The following is a 16,739-nucleotide window of genomic DNA, read 5'->3' as shown; positions in this document are numbered from 1 at the left end:
CGTTTTCAACGCCCAAAGGAATTTATGTCCCTGTTGCGTCAATGGGCCTGTGGCCTCCTGACCCTGAGCACTCTGCTTGCCAGCCCCTTGTCCAGCGCCGACGTCGGCCGCCTGGAATTAGGCGTGCCGGCCGCTGACGCCGACCTGACCCTGGGCTGCCTGTACCCGATGACCGAGCGCGCCGCCATTTATGGCCACGACAGCATCCTCGGCATTCAAGTCGCACTCAATGAATTGCAAACCCGCCGCGTGGCCGGTGAGCCCGTGCCGCGCCTGCGGGTAATTGTCGATGACGACCAGTCCAAAGCCTCCTACGGCGTCAGCCTGGCCAAGAGCTTTATTCACAAGGACGGCGTGCAAGTGCTGTGCGGCATGGTTTCGTCCGGCGTGGCGCTGGCCGTCAGCCAACTGGCCCGCCAGGAAAAAGTGCTGATGATCGGCTCCGATCACGCCTCGTCGCGCATGACCCTGGAAAACGGCCACCCGTACTATTTTCGCGTGACCAATGACACCTGGACTTCCATGGCGGCAGGCGCGCGGTACCTGCAAGCCTTGCAGAAAAAAACCGGCTGGAAGCGCCTGGCATTTATTGGTCCTGACTACGAATACGGCCATGTGTCCCGCGATGACTTGCACGAAGCCCTGAACCAGTTGGGGGTGAAGTTCGATGACGTCATCGAGTTATGGCCGCGTCTGTACGAACCTGATTACTCGCCGTACATCACCGCGCTGGAACAGGCCCGGCCCGACATCATCGTCTCGGCGATCTGGGGCGGCGACTTCCATGCCTTTGTCAAACAGGCCGCCGGTAGCCGCTTGCTGGAAACCTCGCGGCTGGCGAACTTCGACACCGGGGCCAATTACGATTTTCTGGTGTCGCTGGGCAACAAGGCGCCTGCCGGGTTGATTCTGTCGGCGCGCCACCACAACAACTGGCCCGACACCCCGCGCAACCGCTCGTTTGTCGAGCGCTTTCATCAGTTGAGCGGGCGCTACCCGACCTACGCCGCGCAAGGCGCCTACAGCGTGGTGATGGTGATGGCCAAAGCCTTTGAGAAAACCGGCGGGGTGACCGACACCCAGGCCCTGATCCGTGCCCTCGAAGGCCTGGACATCGCCTTGCCCGAAGACCCGCCCGGGAGCTTTTCACGCATCGACCCGGTGACCCATCAAATCCAGCAAAGCCAGGCCATTGGCACGCCGGTGAGCAATACCGATTACCCACCAGCCCAACTGATGCTGGGTGACTGGTCGGTGTATTCGGCGCAAGAGCTACAGCTCGACAGCGCCACCCTGAAGCGGCGTCTGGCCGCGCGCAAACCCGTCGCCGAGCCCTAGCGGCTCGCACCTTGACCGAGAAGCAAGCATGAATAATTCCAAGAAAAGCATGTTGAAACACCCTTTGGCCTTTGCCATCACAGCTGCCGGGCTGGCGCTGTCATTGAGCGCCGGTGTGCACGCCGCTGAAAACGGCAAGTTCCGCATTGGTGTGGTGACCTTCTTGTCAGGCCCGGCCGCAGGCCCATTTGGCGAGCCGTCAGCGAATGCCGCCAAGGTGCTGGTCGAAGGCTTGAACAAAGGCCAGTTACCTGCGCCCTACGACAAGATCGGTATCAACGGTGCCGAAATTGAAATGGTCATGATTGACGAAGCGGGCGGGGCGGCCAAGCAGGTCGAGGAATTCCGCAACCTGGTACAGCGCCAGAAGGTCGATGCGGTGGTGGGCTATATCTCTTCCGGTGACTGCCTGGCCATTGCGCCGGTTGCCGAGGAACTGGGCGCCATGACGGTGTTCTACGACTGCGGCACCTCGCAGTTGTTCAAAGAAGACAAAACCCCACAGTACGTGTTCCGCACCAGCCTCGATGCGGCGGTGGACAACATTGGCGCCGCCCGTTATCTGGCCAAAGTGCGCCCGGATGCTCAGAAAGTCGCCGGTATTCAGCAGAACTACGCCTGGGGCCAGGACAGCTGGAACGACTTCACCCACTCCATGGAGCAACTGATGCCCAAGGCCAAAGTGGTGGAGTCGCAAATGCCCAAAGTGTTCCAGGGCCAGTACGGCGCTGAAATCTCCGCGATCTCGGTCAAGCGCCCGGACATCATTCACTCCAGCTTCTGGGGCGGCGACATGGAGGCGCTGGTGTTGCAAGCCAACGCCCGCGGCTTGCTCGAAGACGCTACCGCTGTGCTGACCTGCGGCGAATCGGCCATCGACCGTTATAAGGATCAGGCGCCTAACGGCATGATCATTGGTGGCCGTGGCCCGTTCGGTGCCTTTGCGCCGGATAACACCCTCAACGGCTGGTTCAAAGGCCAGTACCAGGCCGCCTACAAAACCGCGCCGACGTACCCGGCCAGCAAAATGGCCCAGGCCATTTTGGGCCTCAAGCACGCAGCGGAAAACGCCAAGGTTGAGCCGGGCAAAATCCCGACCCCGCTGCAAATGGCCCAGGCGTTCAAGGGCGCGACCTTTGAGTCGGTGTCCGGCACCGTGCAAATGGCCCGCGCTGATGGCCATCAAGCCATGCAAGGGATTGCCTACGGCGAATACCAATACGACCCGGCGACGAAAAAGGGCGGCGTGCAAAACGTCATCGCCTTCTCGGGCGAGTGCGTGACCCCGCCGGATGGCACCACCGCGCTGGACTGGATCAAGGCCGGCTTCCCCGGCGCGCAGTGCAACTGATCCGCTAAAGGCCTCTGTAGGAGCGAGCTTGCTCGCGATCTTTTGATCTTTAAAAGCAAAAGATCGCGAGCAAGCTCGCTCCTACAGTGATCGCCACGTTTTTTGCCAAGGTAGGACCTCAATGATGAGTCTTTTCGCGGTGCTGATTGACGGCACCATTTATGCCTCGTGGCTGTTTCTGGTCGCGGCCGGGCTCACGGTGATTTACGGGGTGATGCGCATCCTGAACATGGCCCACGGCAGCTTTTATGCCATTGGCGCCTACACCGCTGCGTCTCTGGTGGGCTGGTATTTCAATAACGGCATTGGCCCGGTCTGGGTCGGGTATCTGCTGATGCTCGGCTGTGCGCTGGTGGCCGGGCTGATCGTCGGGCTGATCATCGAGCGCGGCCTGCTGCGCTTTATGTACGGCCGTGACGAAGTACTGATGGTGATCATCACCTACGCGCTGCTGCTGATCCTCGAAGACACCATGAAGATGATCTGGGGCGTGAACCCGTATTTCGCTTATCAGCCCTATGCCGAGATGGGCCGCAGCGCGCTGGCCGGGCTCAAGGTGTCGAATTACGACCTGATGCTGGTGGGCATCTCGCTGGTACTGGGCCTGGGCCTGTGGTCATGGCTGGAGCGTACGCACCAGGGCAAGGTGCTGCGCGCAGTGATCCACGACCGCGAAGTGGCCATGGCCATGGGCGTCAACGTGCGGCGCATGTTCACCCTGGTGTTTGTGCTCGGCACCATGCTCGGCACGTTGGCGGGCGCCTTGACCGCACCGGCGATCTCGGTGGTGCCGGGCATTGGCGTTGAAGTCATCGTGCTGGCGTTTGCCGTGGTGGTGATCGGCGGCATGGGCAGCATCGCAGGCGCCGCAGTGGGCGCCTTGCTGGTGGGCTTGAGCCGCGCCGCTGCCGTGCATTACGCGCCGGAGTTCGAGCTTTTTGTGATCTACGGAGTGATGGCGCTGGTGTTGGCGGTGCGTCCTCAAGGGCTGTTCGGCCGTGTACTGGCGAGGAAAATCTAAATGCGCCTGAGTAAAACCGAATTGATTCTGCTCGGCGTTGCCGTGCTGCTGGCCGCAGGCGGCGTAATCGCCCCGCAATGGCTGGTGTTTCTGCTGACCATGGCGTTGGCCAAGGCCATGGTGGTGCAAGGCGTGGTCATGCAAATGCGCGCCGGGCTGGTGACCTTTGGCCAGGGCTTGTTCTTCTGCATCGGCGGTTACGCGGTGGGCATGAGCGGGCACTTTCTGGACATCACCGACCTGGCCCTGCTGCTGGTGATCGGGGTGGGTGCAGCGGTGTTGCTGGCCATGTTGCTGGGGTTGCTGATGACCCGCTACCGGGAGATTTTCTTCGCCATGCTGTCGCTGGCGTTCTCGATGATTTTGTACGGCGTGCTGGTCAAAAGCTCGGCGCTGGGCAGCACTGACGGTTTCAACGTCAAGGCCTGGACCCTGTTTGGCTGGACACCCGCTGCCGGGCAGGCGCCGCTGGCGCTGTTTATCATCATCGTCGCCTGCTCGGGGCTGCTGGCGGTGTTGCTGCACCGCTACAGCCGCAGCAGCGCCGGGATGATGTGCGAAGCCATCCGTGAAAACGAAGTGCGCGTCGAATACCTTGGCCAGTCACCGCGCTGGGTGCTGTACATGAACTACGTTGCGGCCGCTGCCGTGTCGGCGTTGGGCGGTGGTTTCATGGCGTTGTCGGCCGGGCATATCGACCCGGAAATGGCCTACTGGATCACCTCCGGCGAATTCGTCTTCATCGCCCTGCTGGGCGGTACTGCCCACGTCGCCGCGCCGTTTATCGCGGCCATTCTGTTTGCCGTGGTGCGCACCTACGCCATCGAGCTGGTGCCGCACAGTTGGCAGATGATTCTGGGCTTCACCCTGTTGGCGATCATTGTGTTCCTGCCTAAAGGCTTGTGGAGCCTGTTCACCGGGCAGGCGCGGAGGGCAAAGGCATGAACTGCATTCTTGAAACCCAAGGGCTGTGCAAGGAATTTGGCGCCGTAACGGCGGCCAAAGACGTCAACGTGCGCATCCACAAAGGCGAAGTGGTCGGGGTGATTGGCTCCAATGGCGCCGGTAAAACCACGTTTATCAACATGGTTACCGGCTACCTGAAACCCAGCCGTGGCGAGATCCTCTTCAACGGCCAGTCGATCCTTGGCCGCACGCCCAGGGCCATCACCCGGGCGGGCATGGCGCGCTCGTTCCAGGTTGCGCAGTTGTTCCCGCAACTGAGCGTGCTGGACAACTTGCTGATTGCCGTTTCGGCTGCGCAAAGCCCGTTTCCGCCGCTGCTGGCGCCGATGCGCAATGCATCACGCATTGCCCAGGCTGATGCGATTCTGGCCGAGTTCGACATCAGCCGCTGGCGCGACACGCTGGTCACGGCGGTGCCGCAAGGCGTGCGCAAATTGATCGACATTGCCATGGCGTTGATCGGTGATCCGCAAATGCTGCTGCTCGATGAGCCCACCAGCGGCGTCAGCGCCGAAGAGAAAACCGCCCTTATGGACACCGTGATGCGCGTGGTCGCGCAGCATCAGGTCACGGTGCTGTTTGTGGAACATGACATGGACGTGGTGCGCCGCTACGTGTCGCGAATTCTGGCGTTCTACAGCGGTGAAGTGCTGGCCGACGGGGCACCTGAAGCGGTGCTGGCCAATCCCCGCGTGCAAGAGTTCGTCACCGGCGGGCCAAACGCTCACAAGAGGGCAGCGCAATGAGTCTGGATATTCGCAACCTGCACGTCTCGATCGATGGTGTGCCGATTTTGCATGACGTGTCGTTGCACGTGGGCGCCGGGCAAATGGTCGGTTTGATCGGCCATAACGGCGCCGGTAAAACCACCCTGATCCGCGCCATCATGGGTCTGCTCGACGCTGACTCGGGGTCGATCACATTTGCCGGCCAGGACCTGCGCAACCGGCCGGGTTTTACCCGCGCCGCAGCGGGTATCAGCTACCTGCCCGAAGACCGCCGATTGATCCCGGCGCTGACCGTCGAAGAGAACATCTTGCTGCCGGTCTGGGCCAATAAATTGCCTGACAGCCAGCGCCGTCTGGAGTGGGTCTACAGCCTGATCCCGGAGATCGCCCAGTTCCGTGAGCGCAAGGCCATGCAACTGTCCGGCGGGCAACAAAAGCTGGTGGCGCTGGCGCGGGCGTTGATGCCGGGGCACACGTTGCTGTTGCTCGACGAGCCGTTTGAAGGGGTGGCGCCGGTGTTGTCCCGGCGCCTGAGCGAAGTGATCGCCAAGCTCGGCCGTGAAGGGCTGTGCGTGCTGATATCTGAATCCGATGACACTCATTCTGCCGATCTGGTCGATGCGCTCTTTCGCATCGAGCGCGGCAGCGTGACCGCAGGGTAGGGACCGTCATGTCAAAATTTACCTTTGAAACCACACCTCGGGTGATCTGCGAAATCGACGGCGCACTGCGCCTGGGCGCCTTGTGCCGAGAACTGAATGCCGAGCGGGTGTTGCTGGTCAGCGACCCCGGTTTGCTGCGCGCAGGCTTGCTCGACGCGCCGATCAACGCCATGCGCGACAGCGGTTTGCAGGTCACGTTGTACAGCGACGTGCAGGCCGACCCGCCGGTGGCCTGCGTTGAAGACGCCGTGGCGGTGGCGCGCGAATGCCGCGCGCAGGCGGTTATCGGCCTGGGCGGCGGCAGCTCGCTGGACATCGCCAAGCTGGTGGCCTTGCTCTGCGGCCACGAACAACGGTTGGAGGACATCTACGGCATCGGCCTGGCCAAAGGCCCGCGCTTGCCGCTGATCCAGGTTCCGACCACCGCAGGCACCGGCTCGGAAGTCACGGCGGTGGCCATTGTCACCACCCCGAGCCACGAGAAAAAGGGCGTGGTCAGCCCGCTGCTGTACCCCGACATCGCGTTGCTCGATGCGCAGCTGACGGTCGGCCTGCCCGCCGCTGTCAGCGCCATGACCGGTGTGGATGCCATGGTCCATGCCATCGAGTCCTACACCAGCGCGCACAAAAAAAACGTGCTGTCGGATGGCCTGGCGGTGCAGGCATTGACCTTGCTGGCGGCCAACATGGACCGCGTGCTGGCCGAGCCCGGTGATTTGCAGGCGCGTTCGAACATGTTGCTGGGCTCGATGCTGGCGGGCATGGCCTTCGCCAACGCGCCGGTGGCAGCGGTGCATGCACTGGCGTATCCGCTGGGCGGGCATTTCCATGTGCCCCACGGCTTGAGCAATGCCTTGGTGCTGGTGCCAGTGTTGAACTTCAACCGCCCGGCCGCCGAAGCCTGGTACGCGCAATTGGCCAGTGCGGTGTTACCGGGGCAGCGCTTCGCCAGCCCCCGTGAGGCGTGCGACGGCTTTATCGACTTTATGACCCGGCTGGTGGCGCGCATGCCGTTTGCTCAGCGCCTGAGCGAAGTGGGTGTCACCGACGCAGACATCAATCAACTGACCGATGACGCCTTGAAAATCGAGCGTCTGCTGATCAACAACCCCCGCCCGCTAAACCGCGACGACATCCACGCCCTCTACACCTCGGTGTTGTAAACGCCGGGCTCTGTAGGAGCGAGCTCGCCTCGCGATCTTTTAAACGATCAAAAGATCGCGAGGCGGTGTATTCATCAGTTAACAGGAGTCAGCGATGAACCATGAATTCAGAAGCGTGCCGCGCATCATTTGCGAAGCCGGGGCACTGCAAGAACTTGGCTATGTGTTCCGTGGCCTGGGGGCGCAGCGGGTGCTGCTGGTGTGTGATCCGGGGATCGTCAGCCTCGGCTTCGCCGGCCGCGCACAAGCGGTACTCGAAGCCGCCGGGTGCGCGGTGGCGGTGTTTGATCACGTCACGCCGGACCCGTCTTCAGCCGTGGTCGAGCAAGCCGCCCTTCAGGCCAAGGCATTCCAGGCCGACGGCGTGCTAGGCCTGGGCGGTGGCAGTTCACTGGACGCCGCCAAGCTGGTCGCTCTGCTGACCAACAGCGAGCAGCCGCTGGAAAACCTCTACGGCACCGACAAAGCCCGTGGCAAACGGGTACCGCTGGTGCTGATGCCGACCACCTCAGGCACCGGTTCGGAGGTGACGTGGGTGTCGGTGATTACCGATCCGCAGAATAAAAAACAGGCGGTCTATTCGCCGCAACTGCTGCCGGACGTGGCCATTCTCGACCCGCTGCTGACCTTGGGCCTGCCGCCCAAAGTGACGGCGGCCACGGGGCTGGACGCCATGGTGCATGCGATTGAGGCCTACACCAGCCGCACCCGCAAAAACCCTATTTCCGATGGTCTGGCCACGGCCGCGTTGAGCTTGCTGGGCTCCAACCTGCGCAAGGTGCTGGCCGACGGCACGGACCTGCCAGCGCGCACGGCCATGTTGCAAGGGTCGTTGATGGCGGGCATGGCGTTCGTCAATGCGTCGGTGGCGGCGATTCATGCCCTGGCGTATCCGTTGGGTGCGCGCTTTCACATCCCCCATGGCCACGCCAATGCTTTGGTCATGGCCCCGGTGATTCGCTTTAACCTGCCCACGGCTCAGCGCCAGTACGCCGAACTGGCGGCGCACCTGTTGCCGGGCGAGCATTTTGCCGACGAAGCCAGCGCCGCAGAAGCCTTTGTGCGTGCCATTGAAAGCCTGGTTGAGGACAGCGGCCTGGAGCTGCGGTTGTCTGAGTTGAAAGTGGATGAGCCGTCACTGGCGGTGATGGCCAGCGAGGTGGTGGTGGGCATTCGTCGCTTGATCGACAGTAACCCGTGTGACATGAACGAGCAGGAGGTTGAAGCGATTTACCGGGGTATTTTCTAAGCCTTGCTTAACACAAGCATTGGACCTCCTATTTTCGTCAAGGAGGGGGGCTAATCGTGGCGCTGAAGCCACGTGTGAATACGCATCCTCGGTTCTGGTCTACCATCATCCTGCCACTACTACAAAATAATGCCGGCTGGGTATCAACCGACATATATAAATGCAATTGTCAGCACGGAGCGCAGCAATGATAAGCAACATTCAAAAACTCAAAAACTTCGGGATATTCAAAAACTATAATAATAAGGCGACCCAGAACTTCGGGCGATACAATCTTGTATATGGTTGGAATGGCACAGGAAAATCAACACTTTCAGGTCTTTTTTCCTCCCTTGAAAAGCGAACTACTAATCCGAGCTTTACAGGCTCAGAGTTCACTATTACAACAGATGCTGGGTCGACAGTAACGGAAAAAAATCTAGCTACCAGCAACCTTAATATTCAAGTTTTTAATCAGAAATTTGTGCAAGACAACATAGATTGGAACAGCTCCGTTAAAAGCATACTGCTAGTGGCTAAAGAAAAGATAGACGAAATTAAAAAACTTGAAGAGCTTAAGAAGCAGGTAAAAGAAAAAGACGCAAAATACACTATTGAAAATACTTCGCTCGGCCGACTTGTCACTGACCAAGCTAAATTCATGACGGATAGTGCAAGGCATGTTAAGACTGGATTACAGTCAATTGATACGAGTGATAGCTACTACTTAAATTATGACAAGCGAAAACTAGAGGGTTTCATAGTTCGAAATAAAGAAAAAATTGACGCCCCGGCTTCTATATTACAAAAAGACAAGATAGTTGAGCTTACCAACTCAGCTAAATCGGCACAGCTGCCGGCTATACGATTCGTCAAAACCGTTCTTGACAACGAGTATTACAAACAAGCTTCCACTAGGCTAAGAGACTTGCTAAAAACTACAGCGGTTAGCAAAACCTTGGAAAGGTTAAGTCAGAACAGCGATATTCAGAAATGGGTGCAGGATGGTATAGAGATACATCACCGGCACAATTCAAGCTGCTGTGAATTTTGTGGAAACCAAGTATCGGAACAAAGAGCTAAGGAAATAGAAAGCCACTTCAGTGAAGAATTTAAAAACTTCCAATCTAGGTTAGCCAAAGCCCACGAGTGGCTGATTAACCAAAGTATCACTCAACCTATGCTGCCATCCCCAGAGACACTATATAAAGAGTTTTCCACGGCTCTAAATGCGGCGGCTCGACGCAATTCTGCGGCGGTGAACGAAATCAATGAGCAAATCAAAAAGTGGCAAATCGCTTTAGATAAAAAAATAGAGAATCCTTTTGACGTCGAAATCAACATTGAAGAGATAGCTGCGACTTCAATTGATGCATTCAACAGCACTCTAACTGACGTCCAAAACATTACCGAACAACATGATAATAAAACCGACAATTTTGAAAAAGAAACAAAAAAAAGCAAGGAAGCGTTAGAGCTTCACTACGCAGCAAGTGAAATCAAAGCATTTGGCTTCGGAAGTAAAGCAAAGACTATTGAAACCAAGACAGCGGAACTCAACGCTTTAGATGAGACGATAAAAAAAGCTAAGCAAGAAATAAGGACCATCGAAGCATCTTTATCAAACGAAACTATAGGTGCGGACAAATTCAATGACTCTCTGCATAAATTCATAGGCCGTAGCGAACTGTGCTTAAAGTTCAACAGCGCTCGAAAAGGTTACGAGATAATAAGAAATAATGTAGGGACGCATGACGGTAATCTCAGCGAGGGTGAAAAAACTGCAATCGCATTTATATACTTCATAACTAAGCTAGAGGAAAATAACAATCGAATACAAGATACGATTGTCGTAGTGGATGATCCAGTATCGAGCTTCGACTCAAATCATCTGTTCCACGCATACTCGTTTCTAAAAACCAGATGTATCGATGCTAAGCAACTTTTTGTGCTCACTCACAACTTTACGTACTACAAACTGGTTCGAGACTGGTTCAACGGGACTAATAAAAATAGAAGTAAAAAAATACCGGCCAAGCCGCCGGTAGCATTCTTCTTCAGAATTGACACTACAGCAGCGCTGCCAAGAGAGTCCCTACTAATGAATGCTGACTCTTCTTTGACGGACTACAACTCAGAGTACCATTACATTTTTTCGAAATTATATCTGTATAAAGAGCGTAAGACTCTTGATAGAGACGAAGCTTTTTTAACAGCAAACCTATCCAGAAAATTAGTAGAGTCGTTTTTTACTTTTAAATTTCCTAAAGGGCGCTCAGACGTTAACGCCCTATTGGAAAGCGGATTAAAGAACTGCACAGTAACTACGGCCGAAACAAAAGAAAAAATCTATCGCTTTATTAACAAGTACTCTCACAGCGATGTAATTGAAATCAACGAGGAGTCGGCTGAAAACTTGGCGGGGGAAAGCCATAGCGTAATTGAAGACATATTTAAATGGATTGAAGAAATTGATTTAGTCCACTACAACGAAATGGTGGAGGTTGTCGCCCCACCTAAACCTGCGGTGGTTTGACGAGATCAGCCTGTCATTTCTTTAGTGACGGCGCTGGTTTAATTTGCTGAGCAGCGGCGCCCTCAGGCGCCGCTGTTTTGTTCAGCGCAACAGATTGACCTTGGCCAGATCAATCAACTCCTTGGCGCGGCCATCCATCACGGTTTTAAGCATGAACAGGCTAAAGCCCTTGGCTTGTTCGAAAGTTTTGGTCGGCGGCATCACCAGTTCCTGACGGGCGCTGACCACATCCACCAGCACCGGGCCGTCATGGCTGAAGGCTTCACGCAATGCGGCTTCCAGCTGCGACGGGTGCTCGACGCGAATCCCTTTGACGCCCATCGCTTCGGCCATTGCGGCAAAGTTGGGGTTGTCCAGGTCACAGCCGACATCCGGGAAACCGGCCGCCTTCATTTCCATTTCAACAAAGCCCAGGGTGCCGTTGTTCAGCACAATGACTTTGACCGGCAAACCCACCTGATTGAGGGTCAAAAAGTCGCCCATCATCATGGTGAAACCGCCATCGCCGGACATTGAAATCACCTGCCGGTAAGGGAAGGTCGCCTGTGCGCCGATGGCTTGCAACATGGCGTTGGCCATCGAGCCGTGGTTGAACGAGCCGACCAGGCGGCGCTGGCCGTTCATTTTCAGATAACGGGCGGCCCATGCGGTCGGGGTGCCGACATCACAGGTGAAAATTGCATCTTCGGCCGCCAGTTCGCTGACCAGACGGTTCAAGTACTGAGGGTGGATGATGTCGCTGTTGGGGCCGCTTTCAGCCAGCGCGTCGAGGTCCTGACGGGCTTTTTTGTAATCCTTAAGGGCTGATTCAAGGTGATCGCGATCCGGATTTTGCGCCAGCTTGGGCAGTACAGCCTGTAACGTCAGCTTCACATCGCCGAGAAGCCCCAACTCCAGGCCGCAGCGATTGCCCAGCGCTTCGGGTCGCAGGTCGATCTGCGCGATGTGGCCGTGCTCCGGGTAGAACTGCCGATAGGGGAAGTTGGTGCCGAGCATCAGCAGCGTGTCGCAGTTTTTCATGGCCAGGTAGCCCGAGGCAAAACCGATCAGCCCGGTCATGCCGACGTCATACGGGTTGTCGTACTCGACATGCTCCTTGCCGCGCAACGCATGCACGATGGGTGCGTTCAGACGTTCGGCCAGGGCGAGGATCTCGGTGTGGGCATCGACGCAGCCGGCGCCGCACAGCAGGGTGACTTTTTTGCCGTCATTCAAAAAGGCTGCCAACTCATCGATATCGCTGTCGCTGGGGCGAACCAGCGGCTGAGTCGGGGTGAGCCAGTTCGGGACTTTCGCTTCGGTTTCCTGCAGCGCCACATCCCCCGGAATCACCACCACCGCTACCCCGCGCTTGGCGATGGCGATGCGCATGGCGCGCTCCAGAATTTGCGGCAGTTGCTCGGGACGTGATACCAGCTCCACGTAGTGGCTGCACTCCTTGAACAGGCTCTCGGGGTGCGTGGCCTGAAAGTAGTCAATGCCTATTTCGCTGCCCGGAATGTGCGCGGCCAGCGCCAGCACCGGCACACCGCTGCGATGGGCGTCGAACAGGCCGTTGATCAAATGCAGGTTGCCGGGCCCGCAACTGCCGGCACACACCGCCAGTTCGCCGGTCAGATGCGCTTCAGCGCCTGCGGCAAAGGCTGCGGCTTCTTCGTTGCGCATGTGAATCCACTTGATCTGCTCTTGGCGGCGCAGCGAGTCGGTAAAGCCATTCAAAGAATCGCCGACCACGCCATACACACGTTTAACGCCGGCTTGCTGAAAAGTCTCGGTGATGAAATCGGCTACTGTTCTGGACACGGAAGACGCCTCTCAAAGTCAGATAAAAGATGGCTTGGGTTACCTTTGCCCAAGCAGGATAGACACTGCATCCGACCTTGCCGGTTTTTAAAACGTTCGATGAAAATCTGTTCATGTGCCACAACCGTGCCGCTCTCTAGCGCGCGGCTGGGCGATTAATGTTTAGTCAGCCTGCAACTGAATATCTGAAACTCTGTGTTGCATCGGGTCACCCAGTCGTGTGAGGCTACGGCTTCAGTGTTGACCAAGGTCGAAGGTATGGGTGGTTCGCGAGGAGCGCATGAACGACGCAGTGTGTCGCAGACACCGCTATTGCGTGGCGTTCGGTCCCGTTACTTTGCCCCTTGCCCCTCCAGCCGTTGTGCACTCCCTTCCAAATTGGCCTTTTGGGCCCTGTTCCACTGCCGGCATGCCCGCCCGCCGGATACTCGTCTTTCGCATTAAGTCCTGACTGCCTGCTGCCTTGAAAAGGCGCAGTTGCCTCGGCGCGCCCGTGCGCCTGTCTGATACGAAATGATGAGCACAACCATGACTGCTACGACCCCGTTTGCCCCGCTGAATGAAGCCCTCGATTTTCTGGAACTGAACCCGGACATCGAGATGTTCGAGCTGTTTATCATCGACAACAACGGCGTGCCGCGCGGCAAGTTGCTGCACCGCGATGAGTTGCTGGCGGTGTATGAAAGCGGGCGGCCGCTGCCGAGCACGATTCTGGGCCTGAGCATTAATGGCGATGACGTCGAAAACACCGGGCTGGTGTGGGACGTGGGCGATATCGACTGCCGGGCCTACCCGATCAGCGGCAGTTTGCAACGCATGCCGTGGCGCTTGATCCCCACCGCCGCGGTGCAAGTCAGCATGCACCCGACCCAGGGCATGCCAGCCACAGTGGCCGATCCACGGCATTTGCTGGCCAGGGTCATTGATGGCCTCAACGCTGACGGTTATTACCCGGTGATGGCGGCCGAGATGGAGTTTTACCTGCTCGATCAGCAGCGCGACAGCAACGGGCGCCCGCAACCGGCCCGTGATGCCGACGGTCAGCGGCCACGTGCAACCCAGGTGTACGGGCTGCGTGAGCTGGAGCAAATCGAGCCGTTCCTCGCTGACTTGTACAGTGCCTGTAAACTGCAAGGGATTCCGGCGCGCACGGCGATTTCTGAATACGCGCCGGGGCAGGTCGAAATTACCCTTGAGCACCGCGCCGATGCCTTGCAGGCCATGGACGAAGCAGTGCGCTACAAACGCTTGGTCAAGGGCGTGGCGCACAAGCACGGGATGGTCGCGTGTTTTATGGCCAAGCCGTTTGATGACCTTGCTGGCACCGGTCTGCACATGCACGTGAGCCTGGCCGACAAGGAAGGCAACAACCTGTTCGCCAGCGAAGCACCGGCCGGGACGCCGCTGCTCAAACACGCGGTGGGCGGCATGCTCAGCACCTTACTCGACTCGTTGCTGCTGTTTTGCCCGAATGCCAACTCGTATCGCCGTTTCCAGAGCAACAGCTACGCGCCGCTGGCTGCGACCTGGGGAGTCGACAACCGCACCGTGAGTTTGCGTGTCCCCGGCGGCCCGGCGTATTCGCGGCACATCGAGCACCGAATCTGTGGCGCAGACGCCAACCCGTACTTGGCCGCTGCGGCCATTTTGGCCGGTATTCATCGCGGGATCCGTGAGCAGCGTGACCCGGGTGCGCCGATTGAAGGCAATGGCTACGCCCAGGCCAGCAAATTGCTGCCGACCGACTGGCTGACCACCTTGCGCGCGCTGCAAGCCTCGGAGTGGGCCAAAGAGGCGTTTGGCCCTGAGTTCCTGAAGGTGTATCTGGCCGTGAAAAACGGCGAGTACCGCCAGTTCATGGGCGAAGTGGGCGAGCAGGACTGGCGCTGGTATTTGCAGCAGGCGTAATCAGCGCTGCTGATTAATCTGTAGGAGCGAGCTTGCCTCGCGATCTTTTGATCGTTTAAAAGATCGCGAGGCAAGCTCGCTCCTACAGAATTGCGTGTTTAATCACGCTGCTTTTCATACTTTCCTAACATTTTTTTCACTGGTTGGCCCTTAACCTTTGTGTTGAATATCCCTAAACACAAGAGTTCGCGGGCCATGTCATCGCAGCTACCTTCCACCATTGAGCTTGAGTTCGCCGAGCGTTACGACCGCGAACATGCGCAGATCTGCCTGGCCGTGCGGCCATCAGGGCTCGTCCGGCGTCTGGCCGGGTGGCGTGAGCAACGACTGGTTCGCCGGGCACTTAAAGTGGCGGGGGAGCCGGGGCTGGTGTTCGATGTGGCCTGCGGCGTCGGGCGTTTCTGGCCGGTGCTGGCTGAGCATGCCAATCGGGTCATTCTGGCGGCGGACGCTTCGCAAGGCATGCTCGACCATGCGCAAACCCATCATCCTGCAAGCCTGCTAAAACGCATCACGCTGTTTAAAAGCTCGGTGTTTTCCATCGATTTGTCTGAAAACGCCGTGGACAGCATCTTTTGCATGCAGCTGTTTCATCACGTCAGTGACAGCGAGCACCGCCTGGCCATTTTGCGAGAACTCTCTCGGGTTAGCCGCGACACGTTGATTGTGTCGGTGTCGGTCGGGCGCACAACCCGCCAGCGTGACAGCCAGCGGGTAGTCATCAGCAAGCATGAGCTTGAAACGCAGTTCGCCCTGGCGGGCTTCAGCATCCTCAAGCATTACGATGTGCTGCCCGGCTTTGCGCAGGGCAGCATTTATGTGCTGCGCAAAGGCGCTTAGTTCAGCGCCTTGAAAATCGCATCGGCCAGCTCTACGCGGGCGCTGTTGGGGTAGTTTTTGTTGGCCAGGATCACTACGGCTTGCTGTTTGTCGGGAAGGACCGCGATGTAGCCGCCAAACCCCGAGGTGGAGCCGGTTTTGTTAAGCCATACGGCTTTTTGTGGCGCCAGCGGCGGGTTTAACGCCACGGCCTTGTTGGTCTCGTAGGCCATGGTGTTTGAGTTGCCTTCCAGCAGGTCTGCCTGCGTGAACGGGTAAGGGTATTGCTCCCAAATCAGGTCCTGGGTCATGGGACCGACCTTGAAGTAGCCGGTGTGGGTGTTCAGCACTGCACGTTCGATCACCGATTCGGGCTTGCCCGTGTTCAGGTTCAGTTGCGCAAAATGAATCAGGTCGCGAGCGCTGGTCCGCACGCCGTAGGCTTCGTCGGCCAGTACATCCTGGGTGAGCCTGCGCGGCTGGTTCTGCTGGTCATACCCTTGAGCGTACAGCGGCATTTTGTCCTGCGGCACGCTCAGGTAGGTACTGCTCAGGCCCAAAGCGGGGTAGAGCATGTTTTGCATGGCCGACTTGAACGGCATCTGCAAGCTCTTGGCGGCAATCACGCCGAGCATGCCAATGCTGGGGTTGGCGTACGTTCGGTGGGTGCCGGCTTGATAGGTCGGCTTCCAGTGTTTGAGGTAATCCAGCAGTTGCTCATCGTTTTTTACGCTGTCTGGCACTTGCAAGGGAAACCCCCCGGCGGTGTGCGTTGCCAGATGCAACAGCGGCACTTTGCCGAACGCACTGCCTTGCAACTGCGGCAGGTAGTGGCTGACCGGCTCGGTGAAAGACAGCTTGCCTTCGACTTGCGCGTAGGACGCCAGGGTGGCGGTAAACAGTTTGCTGATCGAACCGACTTCAAACAGCGTGTCGGGGGTTGTTCTGGCATCGGTTTCTTTGGAGGCCAGGCCGAAGCTGTAGAACTGCTGTTTGCCCTTGTCACTGATGGCAATGACCAGGCCAGGCACTTCGTACTGCTGCATCAGCGCTTTGGCGGCTTTTTGCACGCTGTCTTCAATGTCCGGGGCAAAGGGCTCGGCATGGGCAACTCTGGCAAGAGTGCTCAGCGCAAGGGCGCAGGCTGCAGTGGAGAGTGTTCGGGTAATACGCATAGAGGGAAATCCCGATTTATTAGCATGGGGTGAAGCACAGG

At 57.9% G+C, this 16,739-nt stretch carries 13 protein-coding genes; 11 read left to right on the top strand and 2 right to left on the bottom strand.

The window, feature by feature from the left end; genetic code table 11:
- Window positions 1–24 precede the first annotated feature (24 nt).
- The 9 genes from GHO32_RS08880 (at window position 25) to GHO32_RS08840 (ending at window position 10,993) form a co-directional block, all read left to right on the top strand.
- Complete coding sequence (locus GHO32_RS08880; RefSeq protein WP_048368664.1) at window positions 25–1,338, top strand: ABC transporter substrate-binding protein; 1,314 nt, start codon at window positions 25–27, stop codon at window positions 1,336–1,338.
- Between the two features lie 28 nt (window positions 1,339–1,366).
- Window positions 1,367–2,689, top strand: a complete 1,323-nt coding sequence (locus tag GHO32_RS08875) for an ABC transporter substrate-binding protein (protein WP_153336656.1) — start codon at window positions 1,367–1,369, stop codon at window positions 2,687–2,689.
- Between the two features lie 121 nt (window positions 2,690–2,810).
- Window positions 2,811–3,710: a branched-chain amino acid ABC transporter permease gene (locus GHO32_RS08870; RefSeq protein ID WP_123750326.1), complete on the top strand. Its 900-nt coding sequence runs from the start codon at window positions 2,811–2,813 to the stop codon at window positions 3,708–3,710.
- On the top strand, window positions 3,711–4,655 hold the full coding sequence (locus GHO32_RS08865; RefSeq protein WP_048368661.1) for a branched-chain amino acid ABC transporter permease: 945 nt from the start codon (window positions 3,711–3,713) through the stop codon (window positions 4,653–4,655). It begins immediately after the preceding gene.
- Entirely contained in the window at window positions 4,652–5,422 is a 771-nt protein-coding gene (locus GHO32_RS08860; protein ID WP_153336655.1) for an ABC transporter ATP-binding protein, read from the top strand. Before GHO32_RS08865 ends, GHO32_RS08860 begins: the two co-directional genes overlap by 4 nt.
- Window positions 5,419–6,066 (top strand): ABC transporter ATP-binding protein, encoded by a 648-nt coding sequence (locus GHO32_RS08855; protein ID WP_153336654.1) that lies wholly within the window; start codon window positions 5,419–5,421, stop codon window positions 6,064–6,066. Before GHO32_RS08860 ends, GHO32_RS08855 begins: the two co-directional genes overlap by 4 nt.
- An 8-nt stretch (window positions 6,067–6,074) precedes the next feature.
- Complete coding sequence (locus tag GHO32_RS08850) at window positions 6,075–7,229, top strand: iron-containing alcohol dehydrogenase (protein ID WP_153338129.1); 1,155 nt, start codon at window positions 6,075–6,077, stop codon at window positions 7,227–7,229.
- Between the two features lie 94 nt (window positions 7,230–7,323).
- Window positions 7,324–8,478: an iron-containing alcohol dehydrogenase gene (locus GHO32_RS08845; RefSeq protein WP_153334642.1), complete on the top strand. Its 1,155-nt coding sequence runs from the start codon at window positions 7,324–7,326 to the stop codon at window positions 8,476–8,478.
- 187 nt (window positions 8,479–8,665) lie between these two features.
- Entirely contained in the window at window positions 8,666–10,993 is a 2,328-nt protein-coding gene (locus GHO32_RS08840; RefSeq protein WP_153334640.1) for an AAA family ATPase, read from the top strand.
- An 81-nt stretch (window positions 10,994–11,074) separates the two neighbouring features.
- Here GHO32_RS08840 and poxB read toward each other — a convergent pair whose 3' ends face one another.
- Window positions 11,075–12,796 (bottom strand): ubiquinone-dependent pyruvate dehydrogenase, encoded by a 1,722-nt coding sequence (poxB, locus tag GHO32_RS08835; protein WP_123750331.1) that lies wholly within the window; start codon window positions 12,794–12,796, stop codon window positions 11,075–11,077.
- A 528-nt stretch (window positions 12,797–13,324) separates the two neighbouring features.
- Here poxB and GHO32_RS08830 point away from each other — a divergent pair.
- Both GHO32_RS08830 and GHO32_RS08825 read left to right on the top strand, forming a co-directional pair.
- Window positions 13,325–14,704, top strand: a complete 1,380-nt coding sequence (locus GHO32_RS08830) for a glutamine synthetase family protein (RefSeq protein ID WP_153334638.1) — start codon at window positions 13,325–13,327, stop codon at window positions 14,702–14,704.
- Window positions 14,705–14,899: 195 nt separating this feature from the next.
- A complete protein-coding gene (locus GHO32_RS08825) occupies window positions 14,900–15,544 on the top strand; it encodes a class I SAM-dependent methyltransferase (protein ID WP_123750332.1) in 645 nt (214 codons plus the stop codon).
- Here GHO32_RS08825 and ampC read toward each other — a convergent pair.
- On the bottom strand, window positions 15,541–16,698 hold the full coding sequence (gene ampC, locus GHO32_RS08820; RefSeq protein WP_153334636.1) for a class C beta-lactamase: 1,158 nt from the start codon (window positions 16,696–16,698) through the stop codon (window positions 15,541–15,543). The genes GHO32_RS08825 and ampC overlap by 4 nt on opposite strands.
- Between the last annotated feature and the right edge of the window lie 41 nt (window positions 16,699–16,739).

The organism is Pseudomonas sp. FSL R10-2189 (assembly GCF_009600325.1).
In the GTDB taxonomy this organism is placed as follows: Bacteria; Pseudomonadota; Gammaproteobacteria; order Pseudomonadales; family Pseudomonadaceae; genus Aquipseudomonas; species Aquipseudomonas helleri.
The sequence above is the reverse complement of the archived record's forward strand: the minus strand, read 5'-3'. Positions and strand labels throughout refer to the sequence as shown.